Source organism: Paenibacillus sp. P4_A7, assembly GCF_056402455.1.
On sequence record NZ_JBFUHJ010000608.1, the window covers coordinates 1 to 2734 of the forward strand.

3 protein-coding genes are annotated in these 2734 nt (G+C 37.4%); 1 reads left to right on the forward strand and 2 read right to left on the reverse strand.

Going from position 1 to position 2734, the window contains the following annotated elements:
* Nucleotides 1-792 precede the first annotated feature (792 nt).
* A complete protein-coding gene (locus tag AC1DWN_RS31785) occupies nucleotides 793-1005 on the forward strand; it encodes a small, acid-soluble spore protein, alpha/beta type (RefSeq protein ID WP_475812162.1) in 213 nt (70 codons plus the stop codon).
* Between the two features lie 216 nt (nucleotides 1006-1221).
* Here AC1DWN_RS31785 and AC1DWN_RS31790 read toward each other — a convergent pair whose 3' ends face one another.
* Both AC1DWN_RS31790 and AC1DWN_RS31795 read right to left on the reverse strand, forming a co-directional pair.
* Entirely contained in the window at nucleotides 1222-1848 is a 627-nt protein-coding gene (locus AC1DWN_RS31790; RefSeq protein WP_477562847.1) for a hypothetical protein, read from the reverse strand.
* A gap of 202 nt (nucleotides 1849-2050) precedes the next feature.
* Nucleotides 2051-2299 (reverse strand): hypothetical protein, encoded by a 249-nt coding sequence (locus tag AC1DWN_RS31795; protein WP_477562848.1) that lies wholly within the window; start codon nucleotides 2297-2299, stop codon nucleotides 2051-2053.
* Between the last annotated feature and the right edge of the window lie 435 nt (nucleotides 2300-2734).

Genomic DNA, 2734 nt, shown 5'->3' on the forward strand with positions numbered 1-2734 from the left:
CTGTTGTTCCAATTTCTGTTGTTCCAATTTTGGTCATGCAGAAACAGAAGAACTGTATGGAACATTTCTCCAAGCGTTAATCTTCTGCACGCATACTTCACAATTTCCTTGGGGTTCACCATCCCATGACTCTACGGGTCTATGCCCTTACATTCCTTCGTTACACCTGACCAAGGCGTGGAGACCGATAGCGTTTAGCTGACGGGTCTGAGCCCTTATGGGTAACGAACTCGGTCCTCCGTTCTTTCTTTTTGAAATCCTGCGAATGAGTCAATATACGTGATCATTTAATCGTTTTAGGCAGCTTGTGAGTATATAGAGGCAGCTTTTTCAGGAGAAAAAGTTTCTCCACGTTGTACAATACCGATGATGATTCGTGCTAAAGATCATTTACTTTCTCTAAATCTTCCTCTGTTATAGGTTTTTGTTCGCTGTTTATCCAATGATCTGCTTTGGTAATATGAAGATCATAACTTATAAAAATATCACTTCCCCCAGAAATTAGTGTTGATATGAATGATTCCTTATTTGATCTAAAAATCCTCTACATACAACCGAAATATGTACTTGACCATTTCGGCTATGGATATAGGTTCTTATCCTACTACAATAGATACTGCTACTACTACGATATTTTCCGGGATTTCATCTTCTAGGTGGAATACGTTAATGAACGTATGTATAAAACGATAAGTACATTTCATTTATTTCACTTCTAATTCCAATAATTGATGTATAAAAAGCAAAACAATCCACAAAATAACTTCACATCCAGTTGAGGAGTGAACATACATGAGCAGAAAAAGTTTAGTCGTTCCACAAGCACAAGCAGCACTTGATCAAATGAAATATGAGGTAGCACAACAGTTTGGGATTCAATGGTCTCCAGATGGTTACAATGGGAATATGACTACTCGTGATGCAGGTACTATTGGTGGAAACATCACAAGAGCGTTAATTCAAATTGCAGAACAATCTCTTGGCTCAGGGACAAGAAGATTCTAATTTAAAATTAAAAAATAGCCCTCCTCAATCTCATAAAGAGACTAGGAGGGCTATTTGAAGTTYAGTTGCTGTTCATCTTGTTTAATGAGCTATAGTTTCCCGTTAGCGTAATGAAGATCGGGTCAAAAATCTTCGAAATACCTCGGGCGGACCGAGGGCCGAATGGGCAGAAGCGTGAATACGGTATTATCGGAAGTTCATGTCCTCTTGTAATACTTACATTATCTCTATATCTAGCCTTGTATATCTTTCTTCAATCTCTTTATCTTCACTAATCCATTCTGAATCCACCCAAAGATGTATTTGTATCATTCTTGATAGTTCATCAATGGCTTGTTCAGGATTGCTAATTTCTAATAATTTTATTAAGTCTTCATGAGCTAACTCAAGAACTTTCTCTAAATATTCATGATCAATTACTTCTGACTCTAAGCCATATTCTTCTTTTGCCCATTCTTCACAAAAGTACTTCTTTGTTCTAATGTCTCCTTCTTGAAATAAAGTAAATTCAAATATATCTTCATCAAAGAATCCAATTGTCATAACAGGTTCTGACACAAAATTAGAAAGCATTTCACCAATTTTCTCGACTTCTCCCCATGAAAATTGATCATTCAGGACACTGCTCCAATTCATTCCTTGGTTAATATAGAAAGATACCGATGAAGTAGTTCTTCTAATCTGTTTGTTCGATCGATATACATATTGGTCTATGATATCTACACCAGTATTATTTGCTGTTGTAAGTATTGATCCAGCTTTGTTACTCAATCTTTGTAACGCATCAACGAGTACCTCTTGATTATTAGTTTTGATATGAAGATTGGCAAACTTTGTGCCCATTCCATCTCCTCCAAGTTTTACATGAATTTCTCATAACGTTCTTGTATTCGCGACATCCACTCCCCTTAGATAGCTATTATCTTAGGGGAATGGGTGTGTCCAGGTGCTCCTGCTTCCTCGAAAACCTTCTGCCGGACTGAGGGGCGCATGCCCAGTAGCGTGAATATGGTGTTAGATGAAGTGCCTGACTCCCTAGAATACGCTAAATTGTTCCTTCACTTACTTGAATCAATTGTTCTTCTATTTTATTAATGACATCACTGATACTTCGTGTTTCATATTTAATTATTGGATTATCCCAGGAGTTAGTTTGATCATCTACATTATCATTTTCTTGAATTAAGACTAACAGATATTTTCCATTTTGTCGAAATTCAGGATACCAACCAAGATCTAATATTTCCTTATCTGCACATGTTTGAATTTGGCGATATCTACGCCAACTATTCATGTAGTAGAAATGATTTGAGTTATTTTCTGATTTTGAGTAGAATTCATAATATAGTCTCCTAGGTATGTTTTTTGGATCTGATGCTGGCCAGCAACTGGGACCCATAAACATCATACCAAGGAGTCTTTTTATATTTCAAACCTCAAATTTCTACATAATAGGAATGCTGCCCGTTAGCGGAATGAAGGGCTGCCACGCGGCCAATGTCATTAAGTTAAGTTCAAAGACAAGACCGGGAATAAAAATGGAATCCGAAACGGCACGGGAAAAAGCCCTGTGCCGTTTGTTTTTTTGTGCAAGCAAGGAAAAAAGCGTACAGCAAACAAAGCGGATGGAATATCCGCTTAAAAAATGTTCTTATGAACCGAATTATGCTACTCTGTAGACGAAGCTAACAGCTGATTTATAGCGAATTTTGCGCGTATTCTGCTGCCC

Coding starts and splice junctions, on each gene's coding strand:
- AC1DWN_RS31795 (WP_477562848.1), bottom strand. CDS start 2,299: ATGAATAGTTGGCGTAGATATCGCCAAATTCAAACATGTGCAGATAAG.
- AC1DWN_RS31790 (WP_477562847.1), bottom strand. CDS start 1,848: ATGGGCACAAAGTTTGCCAATCTTCATATCAAAACTAATAATCAAGAG.
- AC1DWN_RS31785 (WP_475812162.1), top strand. CDS start 793: ATGAGCAGAAAAAGTTTAGTCGTTCCACAAGCACAAGCAGCACTTGAT.